17 protein-coding genes are annotated in these 16,579 nt (G+C 61.3%); all 17 read right to left on the reverse strand.

Going from position 1 to position 16,579, the window contains the following annotated elements:
* Positions 1–42 precede the first annotated feature (42 nt).
* The 17 genes from chbC to LD28_RS0101140 all read right to left on the reverse strand — a co-directional run bounded on the left by chbC (position 43) and on the right by LD28_RS0101140 (position 16,488).
* Positions 43–1,404 carry a PTS N,N'-diacetylchitobiose transporter subunit IIC gene (gene chbC / locus LD28_RS0101065; RefSeq protein WP_033135184.1) on the reverse strand — a complete coding sequence of 454 codons (1,362 nt, stop codon included), beginning with the start codon at positions 1,402–1,404 and terminating at the stop codon, positions 43–45.
* Between the two features lie 14 nt (positions 1,405–1,418).
* Complete coding sequence (locus LD28_RS0101070; protein ID WP_033135185.1) at positions 1,419–1,736, reverse strand: PTS sugar transporter subunit IIB; 318 nt, start codon at positions 1,734–1,736, stop codon at positions 1,419–1,421.
* A 641-nt stretch (positions 1,737–2,377) separates the two neighbouring features.
* Positions 2,378–3,145 (reverse strand): GspN family type II secretion system protein ExeN, encoded by a 768-nt coding sequence (gene exeN, locus LD28_RS0101075; RefSeq protein WP_033135186.1) that lies wholly within the window; start codon positions 3,143–3,145, stop codon positions 2,378–2,380.
* Positions 3,146–3,242: 97 nt separating this feature from the next.
* Positions 3,243–3,734, reverse strand: a complete 492-nt coding sequence (exeM, locus tag LD28_RS0101080; protein ID WP_033135187.1) for a GspM family type II secretion system protein ExeM — start codon at positions 3,732–3,734, stop codon at positions 3,243–3,245.
* Positions 3,731–4,915, reverse strand: coding sequence for a GspL family type II secretion system protein ExeL (gene exeL, locus LD28_RS0101085; RefSeq protein WP_050514231.1), 1,185 nt, complete (start codon positions 4,913–4,915; stop codon positions 3,731–3,733). Before exeL ends, exeM begins: the two co-directional genes overlap by 4 nt.
* Before the next feature lie 123 nt (positions 4,916–5,038).
* Positions 5,039–6,046 carry a GspK family T2SS minor pseudopilin variant ExeK gene (gene exeK / locus LD28_RS0101090; protein ID WP_033135188.1) on the reverse strand — a complete coding sequence of 336 codons (1,008 nt, stop codon included), beginning with the start codon at positions 6,044–6,046 and terminating at the stop codon, positions 5,039–5,041.
* Positions 6,036–6,686, reverse strand: coding sequence for a GspJ family T2SS minor pseudopilin variant ExeJ (gene exeJ, locus LD28_RS0101095; protein WP_033135189.1), 651 nt, complete (start codon positions 6,684–6,686; stop codon positions 6,036–6,038). The genes exeK and exeJ overlap by 11 nt, the downstream gene beginning before the upstream one ends.
* Positions 6,683–7,042, reverse strand: a complete 360-nt coding sequence (exeI, locus tag LD28_RS0101100; RefSeq protein WP_033135190.1) for a GspI family T2SS minor pseudopilin variant ExeI — start codon at positions 7,040–7,042, stop codon at positions 6,683–6,685. The genes exeJ and exeI overlap by 4 nt, the downstream gene beginning before the upstream one ends.
* 76 nt (positions 7,043–7,118) lie before the next feature.
* Positions 7,119–7,679, reverse strand: a complete 561-nt coding sequence (exeH, locus tag LD28_RS0101105; RefSeq protein ID WP_033135191.1) for a GspH family T2SS minor pseudopilin variant ExeH — start codon at positions 7,677–7,679, stop codon at positions 7,119–7,121.
* A complete protein-coding gene (locus tag LD28_RS22060; RefSeq protein ID WP_081959372.1) occupies positions 7,676–7,795 on the reverse strand; it encodes a type II secretion system protein in 120 nt (39 codons plus the stop codon). The genes exeH and LD28_RS22060 overlap by 4 nt, the downstream gene beginning before the upstream one ends.
* 47 nt (positions 7,796–7,842) lie before the next feature.
* Positions 7,843–8,274 carry a GspG family T2SS major pseudopilin variant ExeG gene (gene exeG / locus LD28_RS0101110; RefSeq protein WP_005338297.1) on the reverse strand — a complete coding sequence of 144 codons (432 nt, stop codon included), beginning with the start codon at positions 8,272–8,274 and terminating at the stop codon, positions 7,843–7,845.
* Between the two features lie 95 nt (positions 8,275–8,369).
* Entirely contained in the window at positions 8,370–9,590 is a 1,221-nt protein-coding gene (gene exeF, locus LD28_RS0101115; RefSeq protein ID WP_033135192.1) for a GspF family T2SS innner membrane protein variant ExeF, read from the reverse strand.
* Position 9,591: 1 nt separating this feature from the next.
* Positions 9,592–11,097 (reverse strand): GspE family T2SS ATPase variant ExeE, encoded by a 1,506-nt coding sequence (gene exeE, locus LD28_RS0101120; RefSeq protein ID WP_033135193.1) that lies wholly within the window; start codon positions 11,095–11,097, stop codon positions 9,592–9,594.
* Complete coding sequence (gene exeD / locus LD28_RS0101125) at positions 11,097–13,145, reverse strand: GspD family T2SS secretin variant ExeD (RefSeq protein ID WP_033135194.1); 2,049 nt, start codon at positions 13,143–13,145, stop codon at positions 11,097–11,099. Before exeD ends, exeE begins: the two co-directional genes overlap by 1 nt.
* A gap of 21 nt (positions 13,146–13,166) precedes the next feature.
* A complete protein-coding gene (gene exeC, locus LD28_RS0101130; protein ID WP_420911695.1) occupies positions 13,167–14,012 on the reverse strand; it encodes a GspC family type II secretion system variant ExeC in 846 nt (281 codons plus the stop codon).
* Positions 14,013–14,233: 221 nt separating this feature from the next.
* Positions 14,234–14,920: a GspB family T2SS assembly factor variant ExeB gene (exeB, locus tag LD28_RS0101135; protein ID WP_033135196.1), complete on the reverse strand. Its 687-nt coding sequence runs from the start codon at positions 14,918–14,920 to the stop codon at positions 14,234–14,236.
* Positions 14,920–16,488 (reverse strand): ExeA family protein, encoded by a 1,569-nt coding sequence (locus LD28_RS0101140; RefSeq protein ID WP_033135197.1) that lies wholly within the window; start codon positions 16,486–16,488, stop codon positions 14,920–14,922. The genes exeB and LD28_RS0101140 overlap by 1 nt, the downstream gene beginning before the upstream one ends.
* Positions 16,489–16,579: the final 91 nt, after the last annotated feature.

Genomic DNA, 16,579 nt, shown 5'->3' on the forward strand with positions numbered 1-16,579 from the left:
CCCCTGTTGTCATCGAAACGTTGGTCATCAGAAAACGGGTCATCAGAACTTCAGGGCCAGAGCGATATCCTCCTCGCTCTCCTCTTCTTCATCGATGACGTTCTGCGCCTTGTTGGCAATCAGCACGAAGGGGATATACATCATGGTCGCGACCCCCAGGTTGAATATCGCCAGACAGAAGGCGGCCACGCTGCCGTTGGTGTTGAAGAAGGCACCCAGGCCGGTCGGCATGGTCCATGGCGCTATGTTGGTGATGGGCGGGATGATCCCGGCGTAGTAGGCCGCCATGGTGATCCCCATCAGGACCGGGTGCACCAGAATGAAGGGCACCACCAGAATGGGGTTCATGATGACCGGCAAGCCGAACAGGATGGGCTCGTTGATCTGGAACAGGCCGGAGGGCAGACCCAGCTTGGCCACCTGACGGTAGTCATCGCGACGGGAGACCATAAAGATGGCCAGGATCAGGCCAAGGGTGGCCCCGGTGCCGCCGAGGAAGACGAAGGAGTCGGTGATCGGCTTGGCCCAGAAGTGGAACTCTTTGCCTGCCGCGATGGCCGCTTCAACCGAGCCGTACTGGTTGTAGAGGGCGACGTTTTCCAGAGCAAACGGGAACAGAATGCCGGATTCCAGCGCGGTGAGCGCCAGCATGCCATGTACCCCGAAGAACCAGAGGAAGGAAGAGAAGATCACATAGACCCAGCCGACCAGACCGCTCATGTTGGACAGCGGCTTGGCGATGCTGTCCATGATCAGCTGGTGGAAGTTGGTGCCGGCATCACTCAGCAGATAGGAGATAACCCCCATCAGCGAGAGGATGATAAAACCCGGAATGAGTGCGGAGAACGAGCGGGAGACCGAGGCCGGTACGCTGTCTGGCAGGGTGATCACCCAGTTGCGACGCACGATAAAGGCGAACATCTCGGCCACGACGATACCGATCAGCATGCCGGAGATGATGTTGGCACCACCCAGCCAGTTGGCACCAATCGCATAGGATTCGCCCACGCTAAATGGCGTGACTGTCATAAAGGCCGCCACCGCCAGCAGGCCGGAGGCCAGGGGGTCGGTCTTGCGCTCTTCGGCCAGGGCCAGACCGATAAAGAAGGGGGCCATCAGGGACATGATACCCAGCGTGCCGTTATAGACGTTGCCCCCGATGCTCTTGAGCCCATCCAGGGTGGTGATGGTGGCGGGATCGAGCCGCACCCCGATGGAGTAGAAGAAGGAGCCTTCGCCAAAGCTCAGGAAGACGTTGTTGATCAGCACGAACATGGCCCCGACCAGCGTCAGGGGCATCATCTTGATAAAGCCGTTCTTGATGGCGTTGACATGAGGCTGTTTGCCCAGCTTGACGGCAATGGGCAGTATGACCTTCTCCAACGATGCGATGATGTTGCTCACAGGGATCTCCTTACCTATGCGAGGCTCTTCTTGATGGAGGCGACGGCTGCTTTTAGCACGCCGAGGCCATCGACCTTGCCGTAGAGCAGGGTGTCAATCACCTCGACCGGTTTGCCCGGCAGCTGCTGCTGGATCTCCGGCAGCATGTAGGCGATTTGCGGGCCCAGCAGCACCAGATCGGCATCCTGCCCCTTCTCGCCAGCCAGGGTCTCCGGGTAGGCATCGATCAGCACCGGCACATCATATTTTTCTGCCTGCGCCTTCATCTTTGAAACCAGCAGTGAAGTGGACATTCCGGCAGAGCAAAACAGGTAGATACGCTTCTTTTCCATAACCCTTCCCTCAACGCTTGAAAACCAAATGAACAGATCGGTCGAGATGGTTGCCTGTCGTGCTAGCAAGACAAATCAATCATCTCCCATTGACCTCATTGTACCGACCTCTAGGTTTCATCTGGTATTTGGATACTTATATCGATTGTCTCTTATTGACTTGTGGTTTTGCCGTTGGTCACATTTTTGATGGGCAGGCGCAGAGGAAATGAGATGGAAGGGGGCATGATGAGGATGTTTATCTTGGTTTAATCGTTATTTTTCAGTTAGTTATTTTTATTGTTTTGACTGTTGCGAAAATTTCGGTGGAAAAGATCAATAACGGGTGGTGGCTCACATTTCACACTAGATGCAATGTTATTGATATTTGGTTTTGCGGGGATGGGTTGCCATTTTTTCAGTATGGTGCGCGCTCATTGACCATCGGCAGCAAATGAACTGACGAGGGAGGCAGGCTTTTGCCATACGGAACGGGCAGGTGGAGAGGGGGAGCAGGCACTTTGCTGGGGTTGTGGCGCTAAGTGAGTGCTGAATGAGTGAGGAGTGAATGAGCAAGGGCTGAGGGAGTCAGAGCAGTGAGAGGAGAGGGCACAAAGGGGTAAAAAGCCGACCCCGGATTGGCTCCGGGGTCGGCGGGGGCGTTAGATCCGGCCCTGATAGCGCAGGGGGAAGCGGCCCTGACTGTCGGGCTGACCGAGAAAGGGGAGCCCCTGCTGCATCTGCGGCGGCAGTGCTGGGCCCGGTTTCAGGGTGCCTTGGAACAGGTACTGGCCATTGGGTTGCAGCTCGAGGCGACCGATGGTTTGTACCGCATCGGAGCCCTGCTTGAGTTCGGCCACCAGTTTGGAGTCGAGGCAGGTGAGTTTCAGCTCGGGGTCGGCCAGATCCAGCTTGCCCGCCGGGGTATCGGCGCTGGCGTTGTACCAGTCGAGGTTGCCGTAGAGGTTGTCACACCAGGGGTTGCCCTGGGCAAACTGCTCCACTTTGAGCTGCAGCTGACCGGTGACGGTGATCGGGATCGGCAGGCGCATCGGCACCCGGCTCAGCAACCAGGGGGCGGGGGCGTTGAGGGTCAGATCCCGGCCGAAGGCGGCGCCATTCCAGCCGACAACGCCCTGACCGTTGAGTCCGTTGCGATCGCCAAAGCGAATGGCCACTTCGGGGGCGAAGCGCAGCAGCGACCAGCCGTTGAGATCCCAGCGCAGCTGGTTCACCGATTCGCTGGCATATTGCAGTCGGGCGATCTGGCCACTCCAGAGGGTGCCGCTCACCCCCTCCAGTTTCAGCAGGTTGGCGACGTTGGCAGGCAGTGGCAGATAGCGCGCCACCAGTGCTGCAGGCAGGGTAGCCAGCAGGAAGAGCAGATAGGCGGCCAGAAACAGGCTGGCAATCAGGATGCGTTTTTTCATAGGAAACGACTCAACTGCAAGAGAGAAACCCGGACAGGTGTCCCTGCTCCATGGCGATCAGAGAGCAGCAACCGGCGGGGGGTGGCGATGGGATGTTTCATTGAGGGCGACTCAACTGCAAACGTCTGACCTTGACCAGACCCGGGGCCAGATCCTCGCGGGCGATCTCGATGATTTGCACCTGAATGCCGTGCTGCTCCACCAGGGTGGAGAGCCAGAGTAGCAAGTCATCGAACTGGACCGTGTCGATCCACACTTGCAGCTCCTGCGCCTGGGGTTGCAGGCGGGCAATCTTGATCTTGTGGTTGAAGGCGGTGCGGTTGACCACTCCTTCCAGGGTGCCGCTGGTGTCGATCTGGCGACCCGAGCCACCCTGCATGGCCAGCACCTCTTCACCTTTCTCCTTGAGCCAGGCGAGGGTCTGCTGCTGGTTCTGCACCTGCCGCTCCCGCTCCGCGATGCGGTTGGCGATGGGCTGCCAGACGCTCCAGTAGAAGAGACCGACCAGCAGCAGGGCGCCGCCTGCGACTACCAGCCGCTGTTCCCGTGCGGTGATGCCCTGCCACCAGCTCTGCAATTTTTCCATCATGATGATTTACCCTTGAGCACCAGTGCGCCCTCTACCTTGCCCTCGGTGCTGCGCACCTCGCCTTGCTGTACCTCGAATTGCTTGCCTGCCAGCTCGCGGAACCGCTCGATCTCGGCAAAGCCGGGGGCGGTGACCTGCAGCCGCAGCTCGCGGCGACTGGCATCAAAGCGCATCACCTGCGGTTTCAGACCGGGTACTTCGGCAAAGGTGGGGGCCAGCTCGGTGAGCATCAGCAGCACGCCGTTTTGCGGGGCCTGTCCCATCTGTTGCAGGTGCTGGGTCATCTGGCTGCGCACGTTCACGATGCGGTTCTCGCCCGGGAAGATGCGGGTATAGACGGCACGGATCTCCGCTTTCAGCGCCTTGTCCTGCTCGGTGAGCTGATAGAGCTGCACCCCGCGCTGGCCGAGGGCCACCAGCAGCAACAGACCCGCGGTGATAGCCACCTTGCGCCACTGCAACCAGTAGCGGGCATATTCGGTCTGCGGCCGGTAGGGACCAGTCAGCAGGTTGGCGCGGCAGGTGAGGGCCCCTTTGGCCAGCAGCAGCATGGGCAGCTCTGGCTCCGCCGACTGCCAGTTGGCGGCCGCAATGGCGGGCAGCGGGGTGTGGCTGTGGATGGTGACCGGCTCGGCTTCGGTTGCCAGCAACATGGCCAGCAGCGGCTCGTCGGCGACGATCCCCTGACAGGGGCTCTGGCGTACCAGCCACTCGCTGCCAAGTTGCAGGGCAGACCAGCCATCAGCGGCCTGTGGCAGCGCCAGCACATCGGGCAGCAGTTGCAGGCTCTTGAGGCCAGCGGCATCGAGCCAGCCGAGCCACTCGCCCATCTTCTGCCGATCCACCGCCATAAGGTCGACCTGTTGCCCTTCGTGGGCCAGCACCACCAGATGGAGCTCGTCCACGTCGGAGGCGATCTGCTCCTCCAGCAGGTAGGGGAGGGCCGCCGCCGACTGGCGGTTGTAGCGACCCGGCAGGGTGACACGGCGGAAGATCAGATCGCTGCCCGGCACCAGCGTGACCACGGGGCGGCCTCCGGCCCGCTCCTGCAGTTCGCTCAGGGCATCGGCCGAGGGCAGGGTGCCGGAGGCGATGATCTCCTGCTCCTGACCGGACCAGACCAGCCAGGCCACGGGTTGTTGTTTATTGGTCCCCAGTCGGATGACCAGACTTTCGCTCACGCATCTCTCTCCTGCGATACCGGATTGCGCAGGGCAGTTGTATGCCATGGCAACCGGTGCGCAGCCCGCAGGCTGCATCCAACATTTCTCGTACCCGCGGGCGAGGGCCCACAGGTACGCTGTTTATTCGGCGCCGCTACTGAGGCGGCGCAGCATGACCAGTTTATTGTCCTTGCCCCGCTGGAACAGGGTCTCGAGCCAGGCCCGGTTATCGCCCACTTCCGCCACCATGCGGGCTTCGAAGAAGTCGCTTTTCACTACCAGCGCCTCTTTCAACCCTTTGACCGAGTCGACCGGGGCGAGCTGATCCGTCATCAGCTTGGGCTCTTTCCACCCCTTCTGTGGCCGCTCGCTCAGCACCCGCTTGGCATCATTCACGCCAATCTTGCCCAGATAGAGGGCAACCAGCAGCTCGGGGCGCTGGGGCGCCAGGGTATTGATATTGATCTTCAACTTGTCGTTGGGCAGGGCGCAGACGTAGGGAGCCAGCTTGGCATAGACTCTGGCTGTCACCCCGCGCACCGCCCGCAACTCATCCTTGCCCAGCATCAACTGGTTGGCGGTCAGGTAGGGTGGCTTGAGCCCCTCGTAATAGGCGTCTTCAGCGCCAAGGCTGGAGACCAGCACCGTATCCTTGTCAGTCCAGTCACGGATGGCATCGGTGAGCTGGGCCGCTTCGTAATCATCCATCGCCAGCTGCTTGAGCAGTTCGCGAAACACCTGCACCTGATAGGGCTGTTGCTCCAGCTCCTCGCCGCTCGAGCCCTCCTTGGAGGCCACGCTCAGGCTGTTGAGGTTGAAGCAGGATTGCAGGTCGGTCACCTCCCCCTTCAGCTGGCCATCATCCACCGGAAACACAGTATTCTTGCGGGCCCAGTTCTGGCCGAGGTTGACCACGTCAGGGTTGTCCTTGAAGTCCTGTGTCAGCACCTTGCTGACCAGCGCTTCCGCCGAGAGGGCATACCACCACGCCTGTTTGCCGGTGGTGATGTTGGCGGTGCGGCGCAGCTCAAGCTGCAGGCGGCCGCTCATGTTGCTGGCGATGATCACCATCACCGAGAGGATCAGCAGCACCACCAGCAGAGCCATGCCGTTCTGGCGACCGGGAGAGGAGAGACGCTTAGTTCGCATTTTCGACTCGCTGACCCCCTGCGCCAATCAGGAACTGACGGCGAATGGTGCCGTAATCTTCCAGATCCAGCTCCACCGCCAGCCCGTAGGGCAGCACGCTGCGCTGGGTCCACTCCTCCTTCCAGTTGCCCTTGTCGAAGAAGTAGAGGCGAAACGCCGTGACCCCCGCCAGCACCGGCTGGATGCGCGGTTCGGTGCCGATCACCGGATCCGGATAGAGGTAGCTGAGGCGCTCAAGTTTCTGATCCTTGAGGCGCCAGCCGACCCGCTGCAGATGGGAGCGGGGCAGCATGCCGTCCGGGTTGAGCCAGCCGCTGCGCATAAAGGCCATGCCCCAGTCATCGCTCTGCTGGCCGAAACGGGAGGCCGCCAGCAGCACCTTGTTGTTCTCCCCCTCGATGCGACCGCTGCGCGGCACCATCTGGGTGACGTCTCGCTCCAGCAGGGTGAAGGCGAGCTGCAATTCGTTGAGGCGGGCCTCCTTGCGTTTGGCCACCTCATCGCTGGTGAGCACCCCCTGCAGCACCTGATAGGCGCCCATACTGAGGCTGGCGAAGATGGCGATCGCCACCAGCATCTCCAGCAGGGTGAAACCCGAGTGTCGGGCAGGGCGAGGCGTGCGGGTGGAGTGCTTGATCATCGGCTGATATAGGTCCGCATCATGGCGACCGGGTTCTCGGCCTTGGCCTCGGTGCGCACTTCCATATCGAGTGCCCGGAAGTTGTTGTCGGCTGTGGCCACACCGCGATAGCGCCAGTACCAGGTGCTGCCCGCCATCTGCTCATCCCCTTCCACCCAGCTGTCGCCGGGCCACTTGTTCTCGAGCTTCTGCTGCACCAGCTGGTTCTCCACCACCCAGGTGGCCAGAGTCTTCTGCTCCAGATAGTTGAGCGCCGAGAGGTGCTCGCTGGCGGCTTTCATTACCGCAAGTCCAGCGATGGCAAAGACCGCCAGCGCTACCATGACTTCGAGTAATGTCATGCCCCGGGCGTTCATCGAGCCACCTGTTGAGGGTGTGGTTGGCACAGCAGTAGCGCCACCATGACTCCTTTTAATGTCATACCGCGGGCGTTCACTCACTCACCTCTTCATCTTCATCGCCGGTGAGCAGGGCCAGGCGGCCGAACTCGTCACCCTTGACGATGCGGGTGTAGCGGGCGTCGTCATCCTGTTGGGTGAAGGTGAGCACGAACGGGCTCAGCTCGCCGCCCGGGAAGATGAGCAACTGCGGCGTGCGCTCCTTCGCGTCGCGCTTCTGTTCGGTTTTCTCATCGGAGTCCGGCTGCCAGCCAAAGCCTTCCAGCTCCAGTGCCAGCGTCATGTTCTCGGCCAGTTGCACCGGCCCCAGCTGCTTGTCGCCGGTCAGGGCCAGCCACTTGCGATCCTTGGCCTGACGCTGCATGAACTGCCAGCTGTTATCCTCGATGCGAACGCCCACCAGTCGACCATCCATCACCGCATACTCCTGCGCCAACTGCAGGGTCGCCATCAGGCGGCGCGCCTGCTTGTCCAGCTCCCGATCCCCTCTGGCGCCCCCCATGCTGAGGGTGACGGCGGTGGCCACCAGCCCCATCAACATGGCGACCAGCAATACTTCCAGCAGAGTAAAACCGGCCTGGCGTCTCTGTTTCATGGCGCCAGCCTCAACTGCATAGCGGTAGCCTCAAGCCGACCCATCAGCATGGCCACGAGCAGTACCTCCAGCAGGGTAAAGCCGGATTGGCGACGAGCAGGTGGCGCAGCCCTCATTCAGGCTGCTCCAGCAGGACGGAGTGAATGCGGTGGCGGCACATCACTTATTGGAAATCCTTCAGGTTCCAGTTGCCGATGTCGTCATCGGTACCGGCTTCACCATCCAGACCCATGGAGAAGATGTCGATCTTGCCGAACTGGCCCGGGCTCAGCAGCTGGTACGGGTTGCCCCAGGGATCTTGCGGCAGGCGCTTGATGTAGCCGCCATCGCGGTAGCTGCGCGGTGCCGGATCGATGGAGGGCTTGGTCACCAGCGCATCCAGACCCTGTTCGGTGGTCGGGTAACGGTTGTTGTCCAGCTTGTACATGTCGAGGGCGTTTTCCAGCGCCACGATATCGGAGACCGCTTTCTGCTGGTCAGCCTTCTCCTTGTTGCCCATCAGGTTGGGCACCACCAGACTGGCCAGAATGCCGAGGATCACGATGACCACCATGACTTCCAGCAGGGTAAAACCGGATTGACGACGTTTGTTCATGAGTTGCTCCGTAACGAATGAGATGGGATAGCCCATCAGAGATTGAAATGGGTGGGTTCGACGGGCCGCCAGCGGGGCCACCGAACACCGGAAACTTACATATTCACCATATTGTTGAGCTCGAGGATCGGCTGCAGGATCGACATCACGATAAACAGCACCACCCCGGCCATGGAGACCACCAGCAACGGCTCGAACACCCCGAGGGCGATGTTGACCTGGGATTCAAACTCCCGATCCTGGTTGTCTGCCGCCCGCTCCAGCATGCTGTCGAGCTCGCCGCTCTGCTCGCCGGAGGCGATCATGTGCAGCATCATGGGCGGAAAAATTTTGGTCTCTTCCAGTGCCTTGCGCAGGCTGGTCCCCTCGCGTACCCGTTCGGTCGCTTCACCGATACGGGTGCGGGCAAAGTCGTTGGAGAGCACTTCGCCGGAGATCTTCATCCCCTCCAGCAGCGGTACCGCACTGGCGTTGAGGATGCTCAAGGTGCGGGCGAAACGGGCGGTGTTGAGGCCGCGGCTGACCCGGCCAATCACCGGCAGGCGCAGCACCACCTGATGCCAGTGGCGGCGGCGCTTTTCGTCGGTGAGCCACCAGCGCCAGACAAAGCTGCCGAGGAAGATCAGCAGCAGGAACCAGAGGCCGTAGTGCTGCATCAGTTCGCTGGTGCCGATGAGAAAGCGGGTGGTGCCCGGCAACTGCTGACCCATGTGTTCAAACTGGGCCACCACCTTGGGCACCACGGCGGTGAGCAAGATCGAGATAACCCCGATGGCGACACAGGTGAGCACGATGGGGTAGATCATCGCCTGCAGCAGCTTGGTGCGCATATGCTGGCGCTGCTCGGTGTAGTCGGCGAGGCGGTTGAGCACCTTCTCCAGATGGCCCGATTTTTCACCGGCCGCCACCATGGAGCGAAACAGCTGGTCGAACACATGGGGGAAGGCCCCCAGCGAGTCGGCCAGCGAATAACCTTCCACCACCTTGCTGCGCACCGTGGCCACCAGGCTGCGCAGATGGGCCTTTTCGCACTGCTCGGCGACGGCCTTGAGCGCCTCTTCAATGGTGAGACCGGCGCCCACCAGGGTGGCCAGCTGACGGGTGATCAGGGCCAGCTCGGCTGTGCTGGCGCCACGACGAAACAGGGCGAAGCGGGTCGCTTCCCGTTTCGCCTTCTCGGTGGTCTCGTTTACCTCGAGGGGAGTGAGCCCCTGCTCACGCAGCAGCTGGCGCACCTGACGGGCCGAGTCACCCTCCAGTACGCCGCTCTTGCTGCGCCCCTTGTTGTCGAGGGCCTTGTATTCGAATGCCGCCATCTCAATCTTCCCGGGTCACGCGCAGTACCTCTTCGAGGCTGGTCTGCCCCTTGAGGACCTTGTCGATGCCGTCACTGCGGATGCTGGGGGTATGGCCGCGGATCAGCCGCTCGATGGCCAGCTCGCCGCTGGCGCTGTGAATGGCTTCACGCACCGCTTCATCGATCACCACCAGCTCGTGGATACCGGTCCGGCCACGGTAGCCGGTGTGGTTGCACTGTTCGCAACCGACCGGGCGCCACACCTGCTGATCGGGGGTCAGCTCGATGCCCATCGCCAGCCGCTCCTGTTCGGTGATGGGGCGGGGGGTGCGGCAATCGGGGCAGAGGGTGCGTACCAGCCGCTGGGCCAGCACCGCCAAGAGCGACGAGGAGAGCAGGAAGGGCTCGATCCCCATGTCCCGCATCCGGGTGATGGCGCCGATAGCGGTGTTGGTGTGCAGGGTCGACATCACCAGGTGACCGGTGAGGGACGCCTGCACCGCGATCTGGGCGGTTTCCAGATCCCGGATTTCCCCTATCATCACCACATCCGGGTCTTGGCGCAGGATGGCGCGCAGGCCGCGGGCGAAGGTCATGTCCACCTTGGTGTTGACCTGGGTCTGGCCCACCCCTTCGAGGTCATATTCGATGGGATCTTCCACCGTCAGGATGTTGCGATCCCGCGAGTTGATCTCGGAGAGCGCTGCATAGAGGGTGGTGGATTTACCGGAACCGGTCGGGCCGGTCACCAGAATAATGCCGTGGGGTTTGCGAATGAGCTCGCTGATGATGGTGCGGTTGGCCGCCGTCATCCCCAACTGCTTGAGCTCGAGGCGCACGTTGTTCTTGTCGAGCAGACGCAATACCACCCGCTCGCCGTAGCTCGACGGCATGGTGGAGACCCGCACGTCGACGGCGCGGCCACCGATGCGCAGGGAGATACGGCCATCCTGCGGCACCCGCTTCTCGGCGATATCCATCCGCGACATCACCTTGATCCGCGATACCAGGAGCGAGGCCAGCTTGCGATGGGGGCGCAGGATCTCCCGCAGCACCCCGTCGATGCGAAAACGAATGACCAGTGCCCGCTCGAAGGTCTCGATATGGATATCGGAGGCCTCCTCCTTGATCGCCTCGCTCAACATGGCGTTGATGAGACGAATGATGGGGGCGTCGTCATCGGCATCCAGCAGATCTTCGCTTTGCGGCAGCTCTTCGGCCAGCGCGAAGAAGTCCATCTCGTTGCCGAGATCTTCCATCAGCTGGCGCGCCTCGGAGGAGTCACGCTGATAGTGGGCCATCAGCAGCTCTTCGAAGGTATCGTTGTCGAGCTGCTCAACCGTAAAGCTGCAGCCCGCCACCCGCCGCACTTCCAGCAGGGCTTGCGGGGTGACGCCGGGGCGGCACTGCAGCACGGGTGCGCCCTCCCGCTCAATCAGGATCACCCCGAAGTTGCGGGCAAAGATAAAGGGGAGCTCGGGCAGTGGCGCAGGCCCGGTGCCTGTGTCCAGATGGTAGGCACTCATCAGGGCTTACTCTGCACAAACGGGGTGGTGCTCTCGACAGTGCGCTGCTGTCTGCTCTGTATCTCTTTGATCTGCTTCTGGATCTCTTTTTGCAGCTCGGGCGACACCATCACATCCTGACCATAGGCGGGCAATACCTGACGGGCGGGCGAGGTGGCATACCCCTCCTGGGAGGCGGCATTGAGCTGCTCGGCGCGGAACAGGGAGTACTTGTTGCTGGATACACCGCTATAAACATCGGCATCACGCAAGATGGTCGGACGGATAAAGACCATCAGATTGCGTTTGGAGGTGGTGTTGGAGGTGGAGCGGAACAGATAGCCCAACAGCGGGATATCGCCAAGCAAGGGCACCTTGGAGACCTGCTCCTTGGTCTGATCATCCATCAGACCACCCAGCACCACGGTTTCACCGCTCTTCACCAGCACTGCATTCTTGACGGTACGGGTGTCGAAGGTGGGGCCAAGGTTGGCGGTACCGGTCGCCTGGGTCTGGGCGACGCTGGAGACCTCCTGCTCGATGGTGAGCAGCACCGAATCCCCTTCGTTGATCTGCGGGGTGACGGTCAGCTTGGTGCCCACCGTCTTGCGCTCGATGGTGTTGAACACCTGATCGCTGGTAGTGGAGCTTTGTGAACCGCTCTGGACCGGCACCTCCTGACCGACGTTGAAGGAGGCCTCCTTGTTGTCCATGGTGACGATACTCGGGGTGGAGAGAATATCGTTCTTGGTGTTGGAGGCCAGCGCCGTGGCCAGCATGGCCCAGTCGCCGTGATAGAAACCGGCGGCCATGCCGTTGAAGCCCTTGAGCAGTTCTTGTGCTGTGTCGGTCTTGCCGTTCTGGTAATCCTTGCCAGCGGCGATAGCACCGCCGAGGGGCAGGCCGGAGTTGGTGAACTGGGTACCGCCGCCGTTGGCATTGCCCCACTGGACTCCAAGGGTGAGGCCGTCGCCATCCAGCATCTCGACGATGATCGCCTCCACCAGCACCTGTGCGCGGCGGATATCGAGCTTGGCGATAACCTGTTCAAGCTCGGACATCACGTCCGGTTGGGCAGTGATGACCAGCGCATTGGTGGTCTCGTCGGCGGAGATGGCGAGCTTGCCACCGCCGATGCTGGCACCGCCGCCCATAGCGGCCGCGTTACTGCCCCCCTTCTTGTCGGCTTCGATGCTGGAGCTGACCCCCTTGAGCACCTCGACCATGTCTTTGGCCTTGCCATATTTGAGGTAGAAGACCCGGGTGTTGCCCTGACTCTGCAGGTCGCGGTCGAGCTGGCGCACCATCTGGATGATGCGGGCGCGGGCTTTCGGTTCACCACTCACCACCACCGAGTTGGTGCGCTCGTCGGCCACCACCTTGGGGGCCAGCAACAGGCTGGTGGTGCCCCCCTGCGGGTTGCCATCCTTGTTGAGGTTGGTCACCAGTCGCACCATTTCACCGGCCGAGGCGAACTTGAGCTTGATGATGTCCACATCCTGATCGCCGGCGCGGTCGACCCGGTTCACCACCTCCACCAGACGGTTGACCACGGCGGCGCGGCCGGTGATCAGCAGCACGTTGGAGGGCTCGTAATGCACCACGTTGCCACCACCGGCGTTGTCGTTGAGCTGGCGCAGCAGCGGCGCCAGTTCGCGGACCGAGACGTTGCGCACCGGTACCACCCGGGTCACCATCTCGTCGCCCATGCCCGGGTTGCTGCCATCCACCACCGGAATGGCGGAGGTCTTGGCATCCCGCGAGCGCAGCACCTTGAGTACCCCGTTGTCCATCGGCACCACGGCAAAGCCGTAGACGTCGAGCACGCTCAGGAAAAACTGGTAGTACTGATCCTCGTTGAGCAGGTCATAGCTGCGCACGTTGATTTTGCCGCGCACAGATGGCTCGATGATGATGGTTTTATTGAGGTTCTTGCCCACCGTATTGATGAACTCTTCAATGTCGGCGTTCTTGAAACTGGCGGAATATTCGGTGGCCCAAGCTGAGCCCGCCATCATCAGTGCCGCTGCGATAGTGGCCAGACGCCAGCATTTTCCTTTAGTGGTCATTATTGGTACGACTCCAAATCATTATTCTGACAAGCGCACATAGATGTCGAACTGTTCGCCCTGTCGCTCGACGGTCACTGTCATTTCCGTTGCGCCAGCCATCTGCTGCATCGCCTGCATGGCTTGCATGTTGTCCCGTAAATCCAGCCCGTTGATGCTGATGGCCAGGTCATTGGCCTGCAGCCCGCTCTGGTTGAAAAATTCCGGATTGCTACCCGGGTTGAGGCGATAGCCGGTCATGCGGCCATTCAACTGAACCGGTGAAATATTGAGGTAATCGGTGATCTTGCCCGGATCGGCCATCAGCTCGCTGCGCAGGGAGCCAAGGGGGGCGGCGTTGCCCGTTTGCGGCAGCGGCTTGCCATACTCCTCGCCATCCAGCATCAGGGTCTCGTCACGGCCATCCCGCTCGATGATCACCCGATCGGAGAAGACCTGGCGGATCCTGGCCTGAGTACCGTCAATCATGTCACCGACCCCATAGGAGTTCTGGATGCCGGACATGGCGATGATGGCGATGGATTTGGCGGGATCGGAGCTGGCCAACACCCCGTTAAGCTGGGCATTGAGCTGGGTGCGCGGCGCATTGGCAGCCACGGCGGCGGCTTTGGCCTGCGCCTTGGGGATCGCCTTGCCAAACAGCGCCAGTCGGCTCACTTCACCCAGTTCAAGCCGTGGGCTGTTCTGGCTGCTGGTCGCCACTGCCGAGGGTTGCCACGGCTGGCTGGTTTGCGGGCTTGCCAGAGTGAGCAGACGCCAGGTGAGAGCGGCGCTCTGCTGCGCCAGCATAAGCAGCAACACCAGAAAGGCCACCTGGGTGACTCTGGTCATGGGAAGCCGCCGGCATTGGGCCAGCAGCATGGTCAAAATGTCATCCCTGAATCGTAATGTCATATTAATCAACAAATTCCAGGCTCTGGGGCGGCTGCGTATTGTGTACGGCTGCTTGCCGCGAAACAACGGGTCCGGGCGCGTCAAACCGTAAAAATGGATTATTCATCACACCGTAAACCTTTGAATGCTCATAAAAGTGGCACTCCGGCGGGGTTTTCCCTGCTTGCCAGCGACTCTCTATGTCGGAGGCGCGCTCAACCACGCCAATCCTGCAGCGCCTTGAGGGTGACGGTTTGTCCGGCAACATCCAGCACTATGTACTCCTGCGCGATGGTAGCAAGGCGTACCGTCGGCGCGATGTCATTTCCCTCCCGGTATTCACGGCCATTGAGCATCACCGCCCGTTTGGCCGGATTGGACGAGAAGATATGGGAGCCGTAACTGAGTGGTGGCACCTGTTGGCGTATCGACTGCGGTGCAGCCGTCAGTGCCATCAATTGTGCCGGTTGAACACTCTGTTGGGGAGTGCCCTGCGTCTCTTGCAGCGGGGTGTCATTGAGGGCGCGCATCAGTTGCTCGGCCAGGCTTTGGCCCTGATTGCTGCTCTCGTTGCTGGCCGCCACGGCTTTTGGTTGTTGCACGACAGGTTCTGGCAACGGGGGCGGTAGCGGACGGGTAATCATCGCCTTGGGTTCGACCCGCACGAAGGGAGGGGTGACCACCTCTTTCACCTCCACCTTCTCTTCAATGGGGCGATTGTGCAGCAGGTGCCAGCCATAGTTGGCTGCGCCCCCCAGCAGCAGGGTGAGAGGGACCAGCAGCCAGCCAATGCGGCGGGGATTGCGCTCCTCTTCCCGTGTGGCCGGTAGCCCCATCGCAGGGATGTAGGCCTGTTGTTGTGGTTGCTGCGCGCGGTGCAGCGCTTTTAGCAGGGTGGACATCAGGAGGCCTCCTCCAGTCTGGGCATGGGTTCACCGGAGTGTGCATTGAGTCGCAGCAGGGTATTGCTGCCGGCGATGCCATCGGGGGTCAGCCCCTGATCTCGCTGGAACTGCTGCAACTTGTTCTTGAGCTCGCCATCGAAACGGCGCACTTTGCGCTCGGGTTGTTGCAGCGCCCGGCTCAGGGCATTGTCGAGCCACTGGATTTGGGCTTGTCCCGCATTATTGCCAATCAGGCTGACGCCCCCTTTCGGCATGCGCCAGAGCAGGGTATAGCTGCCGCCCCAGTTATCGCTGAGCCACTGGCGATCCACTTGCCAGCTCTGGTTGCCGATCATCAGGCTGGCCTTGCTCGGCCCCAGATTGACCAGGGTCGCGTAATAAAGGCCGCCGGTGTCGTCGGTCAGGGTGATCATGGCGGGGTGTTGCAGGGCGCGCAGCTCCTCGAGACTCGCTTCTCCCTCCTGGCAGCGCAGCCCGGCACGGGGGGCGTTGTCACAGGTTGCGTCCAGCAGATCGGCCTCATAGCCCCACACCTTGTAAAGATTCTGCATGGCGCTCTCGGGATCGAGGGCCTGGTTGATCGCCTCGGTCAGCTGCTCTTTCTGTTCGGCGGTCTCGTCGATGGTGACCGGGACTTCGACCTTGACCACCGGCCTCTCGGGGAAGACGCCGAAGAGTTGCCAGCCCCACCAGCCTGCGGCCACCAGCAGGGCGCCAGCCAGTGTCACCATCAGACCGGAGACCCAGCTCCCTTCGTCACGAACCCCGTTTACTTCAAATGCCGCCTGACTGATATCGCTGTGGACAATTTTGTAGCTGCCACGGGAGAAGGCGGCGATCAGGGCACGATCACAGATGAGATTGATAAAACGCGGGATGCCGCCGCTCAGGCGATGGAGTGTCTTGATGGCGCGCGGGGTGAAGATGGGTTGTACGCAACCCGCGACCTGCAGCCGGAAGCGGACGTAGGCATCCACATCGCTGTGGGAGAGCGGCAACAGGTGATAGCGGGCGGTAATGCGCTGGGCCAGCTGGCGCAGCAGGGGCTGGCGCAGCATCTGCTGCAACTCGGGTTGGCCGATCAGCACAATTTGCAGCAGTTTGCGTTCGTCGGTTTCCAGATTGGTGAGCAGGCGAAGCTGCTCCAGTACCCCGGGCAGCAGGTGCTGCGCCTCATCCACCAGCACCACGCTGCGCTTGCCAGCCGCCAGATTGGCCAGCAGGTGATCGCGAATAAGGTCGAACAGCCGCTTGATCCCGGCATCCTCGGGATAGGGGAGTTGAAACTCGTCGCAGATGGCCGCCAGCAGATCCCGTTCGGTCAGGGAGGGGTTGAGGATGTAGGCGATCTCGGTCTCGGCGGGCAGCTGTTGCAGCAGGCAGCGGGAGACGGTGGTTTTACCGGTGCCCACTTCGCCGGTCAGCAGCACAAAGCCGCCGCCATCCTGCAATCCATAGTTGAGATGAGCAAGGGCTTCGCCGTGGCGCTCGCTCATATAGAGGTACTTTGGATTGGGCGAGATGGAAAACGGATGTTCCGAGAGGCCGAAGAACTGTGTGTACATGAGGGTATTCTTTTGTAGCCGGCGACAGATGAAAAATGTCTCCGGATGATAGCAAACCTCGCTTTCATTGGAAGTCATCATTGGCGAAGGA

This window comes from Aeromonas finlandensis (assembly GCF_000764645.1).
In the GTDB taxonomy this organism is placed as follows: Bacteria; Pseudomonadota; Gammaproteobacteria; order Enterobacterales; family Aeromonadaceae; genus Aeromonas; species Aeromonas finlandensis.

What these genes read in the sequence shown, in the direction of transcription:
- LD28_RS0101070 (WP_033135185.1), bottom strand. Translation starts at nt 1,736, where the DNA reads ATGGAAAAGAAGCGTATCTACCTGTTTTGCTCTGCCGGAATGTCCACT.
- exeN (WP_033135186.1), bottom strand. Translation starts at nt 3,145, where the DNA reads ATGAAAAAACGCATCCTGATTGCCAGCCTGTTTCTGGCCGCCTATCTG.
- exeM (WP_033135187.1), bottom strand. Translation starts at nt 3,734, where the DNA reads ATGATGGAAAAATTGCAGAGCTGGTGGCAGGGCATCACCGCACGGGAA.
- exeK (WP_033135188.1), bottom strand. Translation starts at nt 6,046, where the DNA reads ATGCGAACTAAGCGTCTCTCCTCTCCCGGTCGCCAGAACGGCATGGCT.
- exeJ (WP_033135189.1), bottom strand. Translation starts at nt 6,686, where the DNA reads ATGATCAAGCACTCCACCCGCACGCCTCGCCCTGCCCGACACTCGGGT.
- exeI (WP_033135190.1), bottom strand. Translation starts at nt 7,042, where the DNA reads ATGAACGCCCGGGGCATGACATTACTCGAAGTCATGGTAGCGCTGGCG.
- exeH (WP_033135191.1), bottom strand. Translation starts at nt 7,679, where the DNA reads ATGAAACAGAGACGCCAGGCCGGTTTTACTCTGCTGGAAGTATTGCTG.
- LD28_RS22060 (WP_081959372.1), bottom strand. Translation starts at nt 7,795, where the DNA reads ATGAGGGCTGCGCCACCTGCTCGTCGCCAATCCGGCTTTACCCTGCTG.
- exeG (WP_005338297.1), bottom strand. Translation starts at nt 8,274, where the DNA reads ATGAACAAACGTCGTCAATCCGGTTTTACCCTGCTGGAAGTCATGGTG.
- exeF (WP_033135192.1), bottom strand. Translation starts at nt 9,590, where the DNA reads ATGGCGGCATTCGAATACAAGGCCCTCGACAACAAGGGGCGCAGCAAG.
- exeE (WP_033135193.1), bottom strand. Translation starts at nt 11,097, where the DNA reads ATGAGTGCCTACCATCTGGACACAGGCACCGGGCCTGCGCCACTGCCC.
- exeD (WP_033135194.1), bottom strand. Translation starts at nt 13,145, where the DNA reads ATGACCACTAAAGGAAAATGCTGGCGTCTGGCCACTATCGCAGCGGCA.
- exeB (WP_033135196.1), bottom strand. Translation starts at nt 14,920, where the DNA reads ATGTCCACCCTGCTAAAAGCGCTGCACCGCGCGCAGCAACCACAACAA.
- LD28_RS0101140 (WP_033135197.1), bottom strand. Translation starts at nt 16,488, where the DNA reads ATGTACACACAGTTCTTCGGCCTCTCGGAACATCCGTTTTCCATCTCG.